Raw genomic sequence first — 6,702 nt, 5'->3', positions numbered from 1 at the left:
ACTTTCACAAACTGCACTTTTTGTGAAAGCCCGCTTTCATAGAGTGCACAGTTTATAAAAGACTGCTTTCACAACTGGCAAAAACCATTAGGCAGAAAAGAGGGGAAAGGCATCAAACCTTTATCCCGCCCATGACGAGGGCCATCACAGCCTTCTGGGCGTGGAGCCTGTTCTCGGCCTGGTCGAAGACGACGCTGTTCGGGCTGTCTATGACGTCGTCGGTGACCTCCTCTCCCCTGTGGGCGGGGAGGCAGTGCATGAAGATGTAGTCGGGCTTGGCGTGCTTGACGAGCTCCTTGTTGACCTGGAACGGCTGGAATATCTTCCTCCTCTCCTCGGCCTCGGCTTCCTGGCCCATGCTCGCCCAGACGTCGGTGTAGATGACGTCCGCGTCCTTGACCGCCTGAACCGGGTCGTGGAGGAGCTCGAACGAGCCACCGCTCTCGGCCGCGTTCTGCTCGGCCCACTTAATGACCCTCTCGTCGGGCTCAAAGCCTTCAGGAGTGGCAACGACGACGTTGGCACCGAGCTTGGTTCCGGCTATCATGAGCGAGTGAGCCACGTTGTTTCCATCTCCCACGTAGACAACCTTGAGGCCCTGAATCCTGCCCTTCTTCTCCAGTATGGTCTGGTAGTCGGCTAAGGCCTGGCACGGGTGGGAGAAGTCGGACAGACCGTTGATGACCGGGACGCTCGCGTACTTGGCGAGGTCCTCAACGTCCTTGTGGTCGAAGACACGGGCCATTATTCCGTCAACGTACCTGCTGAGAACTCTAGCCGTGTCTGCGATGGTCTCACCGCGCCTGAGCTGTAAATCGTTGGCGTTGAGATAGAGGCCGTAGCCGCCGAGCTGGTAGATTCCAACCTCGAAGGAAATCCTGGTCCTGGTCGAGGGCTTCTGGAAAATCATGGCGAGCGTTTTGCCCTCGAGAACGCGGTGGGGCTTTCCAATCTTGTTCCAAATCTTCATCATCTCGGCGGTCTTGAGAATGGTCTCAATCTCCTCCCTCGTGAAGTCCTGGAGGCAGAGAACGTCCCTTCCGGCAAGGCTAACCACCATGTGCATCACCGTTTAAGGCTGTTCCCTGAATTTAATAACCCTTTCGTCGGAAAAACATCGGTTTTCCTGAAATTATTTGAAGTCACCTCGTTCCTTCCTTTTCAAACGTAGACTTAAACTGGCGAGAAAGGGCACTAAAATAAACCCCTCCTTTAACTTCCCCGCGTCAAAGCAAACCTAATAAGGTGGAGCACCTTTGCCCGTTGGTGATTCTCGGCATGAGTGGAATCAGGGTCAGGCTCGTCAATTATACGAAAAAGCCCCTTGAAACCGTCACATGGTCGGCCCTCATAAGCTACTGGGACGAATGGGAGAGCGAGACCTTCGAGCGGATGACAGAGAAGGACGTCGAGATGCACCTCCCGAGGGTTCTCGGCTACGGCCACGAGTCAATACTTGAACACGCGGTCCTTACGTTCTCGATTGAGGGCTGTTCCCGTGTGTGTAGTCATCAGCTTGTCCGTCATAGGATAGCGAGCTACACCCAGCAATCAATGCGCTATATAAAATTGAACCCAAATGACGTTGAAGAGACCTTCGTAATCCCAGAGAGCGTTAAAGAAAAGCCTGAACTCTACGAAAAGTGGAGGGAGTTTATGAGAAAGGCCATTGAACTCTACGAGGAGAGCTACAAGGCTGGAATTCATCAGGAGGACGCGCGCTTCATTCTCCCCCAGGCAGTGCGGACGAAGATAGTGGTGACGATGAACCTGCGCGAGCTCAAGCACTTCTTTGGCCTGAGGCTCTGCGAGAGGGCCCAATGGGAGATTCGCGAAGTGGCCTGGAAGATGCTGGAGGAGATTGCCAAGAACGACGAGCTCAGACCGATTATAAGGTGGGCGAAGCTCGGGCCGAGGTGCATTCAGCTCGGTTACTGCCCGGAGAGGGAACTCATGCCGCCGGGTTGCTGGAAGAGGACGAAGGAAAGGTGGGAAAAGCTGGCGAGTTTTAAACTCTAAGTTTAAGAAACGCTTTTTTATTCGCCACTTCCAGGTATTCATGGTGACGTAATATGAAATCAAGAACATCTGAGGTTGAATTGCCCTACGGTTGGGAAACCCTTCAGGTCATACTCAGCGAGCCCGAAAAGACCCTGCCGTTCTTCCCGTACTTTGAAAGCTTCAAGGAGGGAAGAGTCAGGTTTAAGGTTCCGCGGTTCATTTTCAACTTCGGATACGAGTTCGACCTGACCGTGGGCTTTCAGGACGGACGGGCCGTTTACACTTTCACGGGCGAGAGGGGAATACTCACGATAACCTTTGAAATGACCGGTAGAAAACTCAAGGTCACCGCCAGCTGGGCGGGATTTGGGGAAGCCCTTATGGGCAAACCGCTGGAGAACTTCGCAAGGGGCATATCCGAAGCCATAAGGGAGTTCTGCTCTTCTATGGCCTGTCCCGTGGTCAAGTTCAACGGAAGTGAAGGAGAGGCCGAGCACATAACCCCAGAGACTGCCCCAGCACTCGTCAAAAGAATCGCGATGGAATTCGGCAGGGACTTCATCATGGAGGGAGAGGCAAAGGATGGAACGTATCTCGCGGTTAAGGTTCAGGACGGAAACCTCAGGGAACTCAGAGTTAGACAGGGGATGAAGGAATCGGTGATACAAGCGGACGTTCCTATAGTTAAACTCGGGCCAGAACTCTTTGAAGGACTTCCCCTCAATAAGAAGTTCAGGATTAGGGCAGGGAAGATATAGAAGCCCAACAGCGCATTCAAAAGTGGAGACTTCTTTTCACATCTTTTGTGAACTATCCTAACCGCCACCCTGTCATGAACTATATCAAGACAACGAATCCGTAAAAGAGTAAAGAGAAACCCAAAAATGTTTGAAGTTCAGTTTGAAAACTCAACTTTCCCTCTCGGCTTCCTCTATGGCCCTCTTGAGCTCGTCGTAGGCCTCCTCAAGCGATTCGGGGATAACCTTGGTGTCCGCTATTACCGGCATGAAGTTCGTGTCGCCGTTCCAGCGCGGGACTATGTGGAGGTGGACGTGGCTGTCTATTCCTGCCCCCGCTACCCTGCCGAGGTTCACGCCGAGGTTGAAACCGTCAGGATTCATGGCCCTCTTTATCGCCCTAATCATGAGCTGAGTGAGCTTCATTATCTCGAGCAACTCCTCGTCGGTCAGCTCCTCCCAGTTGGCAACGTGCCTGTAAGGGGCAACCATAACGTGGCCGGGGTTGTAGGGGTAGTTGTTCATTATGACGAAGGCGTGCTTTCCTCGGTAGAGGATTAGTCTCTCCCTGTCCCGGTTCTCCTTCGGGAAGTCACAGAAGATACAGCCGTCGTGCTTGGGTGAGCGTATGTACTCGATTCTCCACGGTGCCCACAGGACCTTCATTCTCACCACCGAAGGAAGAAAGGGAGAGGACTTAAAAACCTTACAGTTCCACGCCCGAGAAAATCAGGACGATGTAGACGACGTAGAGGACGAGGAAGTAGGCCCCGACGCGCCTGTCTATCCCGCCTGTTCTCTTCAGCGAAACTATCATCGGAATCATGGCTAAGAGAACCAGCAATATGGTCAGCACCGAGGCGCCAGTCTTAAGGGGCCTTATGACGGAGGCTATTCCAAGGACGACGAGGGCGTTCATTATGTTGGCGCCGATTATGTTGCCGACGCTTATGCTCCCGCGCTCTCTTATCGCCCCGTAGAGGGCGTTGGTCATTTCGGGGAGGGACGTTCCGATGGCGACGACGGTCGCTCCTATCACGAAGTCCGAGATTCCAAGGGCCTGGGCAATGTTCTTGCCACCGAAAACGACTGCCTCAGCACCGCCGACGAGGAAGAGGCCGAGGACGATTAGGAGAACGTAGTCGAGGACCGTAACGTTCCCGCTCGGCTCCCAGTCGACCTCGCTCCTCGCGTGCTTCTTGAGAAGCCAGCGGAGGTAGAGGGCGTAGGCAAGGAGAAGCAGAAGTCCGTCGAGCCTGCTGAGGGTGCCGTCGAGAGAGAGGAGGATTAGGAAGACGAGGGAGGCGAGCATGACGAGGGAGTTCTCGTAGGCCGATTTACCCGCTTTCAGGGGCCTAATCATTGAGGCGAGACCGAGGATTAGGGCGATGTTGGCGAATATGCTCCCGAGGGCGTTTCCGAGGGCTATCCCGTTGACGCCCTGGTAGCTCGCGAGGGCGCTCGTCGTTATCTCGGGAAGGGTCGTTGAAAGGCTTACGAGGACGATGCTTATGACGAGGGGCGAGATTCCGGCCTTCCTCGCGACCTCGATTATCTTGTCCGACAGCTTATCCCCTGCAAGCACGAGAATCACTATTCCGATGATTATTGAGAGCGTCCACACTGCGAACTCAAGCATTCTTCTCCCCCCTGTTGCCTTCTCTGGGCCCTTTAAAAGGTTGCCCAACAAACTTATTAACGGACCCGACTAATCACCCCAGGTGATAGGTATGAAGAAGAGGAAGGGACTCCTCATAATCCTCGACGGTCTCGGCGACAGACCGATTAAAGAGTTTGGAGGAAAGACCCCGCTGGAGTACGCGAAAACCCCGAACATGGACAAGCTTGCGAAACTCGGAATCCTCGGCCAGCAGGACCCGATAAAGCCCGGCCAGCCGGCGGGAAGCGACACGGCCCATTTGAGCATCTTCGGCTACGACCCCTACAAGGTCTACCGCGGAAGGGGCTTCCTTGAGGCCCTCGGCGTCGGGTTGGATTTGGATGAGGACGATTTGGCCTTCAGGGTTAACTTCGCAACAATCGAGAACGGAATAATCGTTGACAGGAGAGCGGGAAGGATAAGTACCGAAGAAGCCCACGAGCTCGCGAAAGCTATTCAAGAGAACGTCAAACTGCCCGTCGACTTCATCTTCGTTGGAGCCACCGGGCACAGGGCCGTTCTGGTCCTCAAGGGCATGGCCAAAGGCTACCGCGTGGGCGAGAACGACCCCCACGAGGCAGGTAAGCCCCCCCACAGGTTCACCTGGGAGGACGAGGAGAGCAAGCGCGTTGCGGAAATCCTTGAGGAGTTCGTCAGGCAGGCCCACGAGGTTCTTGAGAAGCACCCAATCAACGAGAGGCGCAGGAAGGAAGGAAAGCCACCGGCCAATTACCTCCTGATAAGGGGAGCCGGAACCTACCCGGATATCCCGATGAAGTTCACCGAGCAGTGGAAGGTCAGGGCCGGAGCCGTCATAGCGGTCTCGCTCGTCAAGGGCGTCGCGAGGGCGATAGGCTTCGACGTCTACACCCCTGAGGGAGCAACCGGCGAGTATAACACCGACGAGATGGCCAAGGCCAAGAAGACCGTTGAACTGCTCAAGGACTACGACTTCGTGTTCCTCCACTTCAAGCCGACCGACGCCGCCGGCCACGACAACAATCCTAGACTCAAGGCAGAGATGATTGAGAAGGCCGACAGGATGATAGGTTACATCATCGAGCATGTTGACCTTGAGGACGTGGTCATAGCGATAACGGGCGACCACAGCACACCGTGCGAGGTCATGAACCACAGCGGTGACCCGGTTCCGCTCCTCATAGCCGGCGGTGGTGTCAGGCCGGACCACACCGAGAGCTTCGGCGAGCGCGAGTGCATGCGCGGTGGCCTCGGCAGGATAAGGGGCCACGACATAGTGCCCATAATGATGGACCTCATGAACCGCTCCGAGAAGTTTGGGGCCTGATTTTCTCATTTTTGTCCATCTTAGCGTTCAGACTGAAACTTTAAAAGAGCCAGCACTCATATTCTATCAGGTGATAGCGTGAGCACTTTTAGAGACCTGAAAGGTATTGGGGATGATAAGGTAACCGCGATAGGCCTCGGCACCTGGGGGATAGGTGGCTACGAGAGCCCCTACTACTCCAGGGACGAGGAGAATGTTGAGGTTCTCCGCTACGGCCTCAAACTCGGCATAAACCTCATAGACACCGCCGAGTTCTACGGCGCTGGTCATTCCGAGGAGCTCGTCGGAAGGGCTATTGAGGGTTTTGATAGGGACGAAATCTTCATCATAAGCAAGGTCTGGCCCACGAACTTCGGCTACGAAAGGGCGAAGAGAGCGGTAAGGGAGAGCGCTAAGAGGCTCGGCACCTACATTGACCTTCACCTCCTTCACTGGCCCGGGACGGAGTGGAGGAAGATAGAGGAAACCCTCCACGCCCTTGAGGAGCTGGTTGATGAGGGACTCATTCGCTACATCGGCGTCAGCAACTTCGACCTTGAACTCCTCAAGCGCTCCCAAGAGGCGATGAGAAAGTATGAGATAGTCGCCAACGAGGTGAAGTACTCCCTCCGCGACCGCTGGCCCGAGACGAGCGGCCTGCTCGACTACATGAAGCGCGAGAAGATTGCCCTCATAGCCTACACCCCTCTGGAGAAGGGCTCGCTCGCGAGGAACTCCTGCCTGGCCGAGATTGGAAGAAAATACGGAAAAACATCGGCCCAGGTCGCGCTCAACTACCTCATCTGGGAGGAAAACGTTATCGCTATTCCCAAGGCCGGCAGGAAGGAGCACGTGAAGGAGAACGCGGGAGCGATGGGCTGGAGGTTGAGCAGGGAAGATAGGGAGAGGGCAAGGGGGTGCGTCTGATGTTCGCTTACCACAACAGGATAGCGAGGGTGAACCTGACCGAGGGAAAGGTCACCTACGAGGAACTGCCCGACGAGGTGATAAGGAAGTTC

General features: G+C 55.1%; 7 protein-coding genes. 4 read left to right on the top strand and 3 right to left on the bottom strand.

Going from position 1 to position 6,702, the window contains the following annotated elements; genetic code table 11:
- Positions 1-112 precede the first annotated feature (112 nt).
- Positions 113-1,060 carry an ornithine carbamoyltransferase gene (gene argF, locus MVO87_RS04085; protein ID WP_297512319.1) on the bottom strand — a complete coding sequence of 316 codons (948 nt, stop codon included), beginning with the start codon at positions 1,058-1,060 and terminating at the stop codon, positions 113-115.
- Positions 1,061-1,278: 218 nt separating this feature from the next.
- Here argF and thyX point away from each other — a divergent pair, with 218 nt between their 5' ends.
- Both thyX and MVO87_RS04075 read left to right on the top strand, forming a co-directional pair.
- Positions 1,279-2,019, top strand: coding sequence for an FAD-dependent thymidylate synthase (thyX, locus tag MVO87_RS04080; protein WP_297552303.1), 741 nt, complete (start codon positions 1,279-1,281; stop codon positions 2,017-2,019).
- A 53-nt stretch (positions 2,020-2,072) separates the two neighbouring features.
- Complete coding sequence (locus tag MVO87_RS04075) at positions 2,073-2,759, top strand: STK_08120 family protein (RefSeq protein WP_297514707.1); 687 nt, start codon at positions 2,073-2,075, stop codon at positions 2,757-2,759.
- A 150-nt stretch (positions 2,760-2,909) separates the two neighbouring features.
- Here the strand turns inward: MVO87_RS04075 and MVO87_RS04070 are convergent, their stop codons facing one another.
- Positions 2,910-3,404, bottom strand: a complete 495-nt coding sequence (locus MVO87_RS04070) for an HIT family protein (RefSeq protein WP_297514715.1) — start codon at positions 3,402-3,404, stop codon at positions 2,910-2,912.
- A gap of 40 nt (positions 3,405-3,444) precedes the next feature.
- Positions 3,445-4,377, bottom strand: coding sequence for a sodium:calcium antiporter (locus tag MVO87_RS04065; protein ID WP_297552301.1), 933 nt, complete (start codon positions 4,375-4,377; stop codon positions 3,445-3,447).
- 91 nt (positions 4,378-4,468) lie between these two features.
- On the opposite strand from MVO87_RS04065, the gene MVO87_RS04060 reads away from it, so the two are divergent.
- The gene (locus tag MVO87_RS04060; protein ID WP_297514712.1) at positions 4,469-5,704 is read left to right on the top strand and encodes a 2,3-bisphosphoglycerate-independent phosphoglycerate mutase; all 1,236 of its coding nucleotides are present in this window, start codon (positions 4,469-4,471) and stop codon (positions 5,702-5,704) included.
- Positions 5,705-5,782: 78 nt separating this feature from the next.
- Positions 5,783-6,610 carry an aldo/keto reductase gene (locus MVO87_RS04055; RefSeq protein ID WP_297552299.1) on the top strand — a complete coding sequence of 276 codons (828 nt, stop codon included), beginning with the start codon at positions 5,783-5,785 and terminating at the stop codon, positions 6,608-6,610.
- Positions 6,611-6,702 lie beyond the last annotated feature (92 nt).

The organism is Thermococcus sp. (assembly GCF_027063845.1).
Lineage (GTDB): Archaea > Methanobacteriota_B > Thermococci > Thermococcales > Thermococcaceae > Thermococcus.
This window is presented reverse-complemented; position numbering and strand designations above follow the sequence as displayed.

Excerpts from the sequence above, each read along its gene's own strand:
- argF (WP_297512319.1), bottom strand. The coding sequence starts at position 1,060 with ATGGTGGTTAGCCTTGCCGGAAGGGACGTTCTCTGCCTCCAGGACTTC.
- thyX (WP_297552303.1), top strand. The coding sequence starts at position 1,279 with ATGAGTGGAATCAGGGTCAGGCTCGTCAATTATACGAAAAAGCCCCTT.
- MVO87_RS04075 (WP_297514707.1), top strand. The coding sequence starts at position 2,073 with ATGAAATCAAGAACATCTGAGGTTGAATTGCCCTACGGTTGGGAAACC.
- MVO87_RS04070 (WP_297514715.1), bottom strand. The coding sequence starts at position 3,404 with ATGAAGGTCCTGTGGGCACCGTGGAGAATCGAGTACATACGCTCACCC.
- MVO87_RS04065 (WP_297552301.1), bottom strand. The coding sequence starts at position 4,377 with ATGCTTGAGTTCGCAGTGTGGACGCTCTCAATAATCATCGGAATAGTG.
- MVO87_RS04060 (WP_297514712.1), top strand. The coding sequence starts at position 4,469 with ATGAAGAAGAGGAAGGGACTCCTCATAATCCTCGACGGTCTCGGCGAC.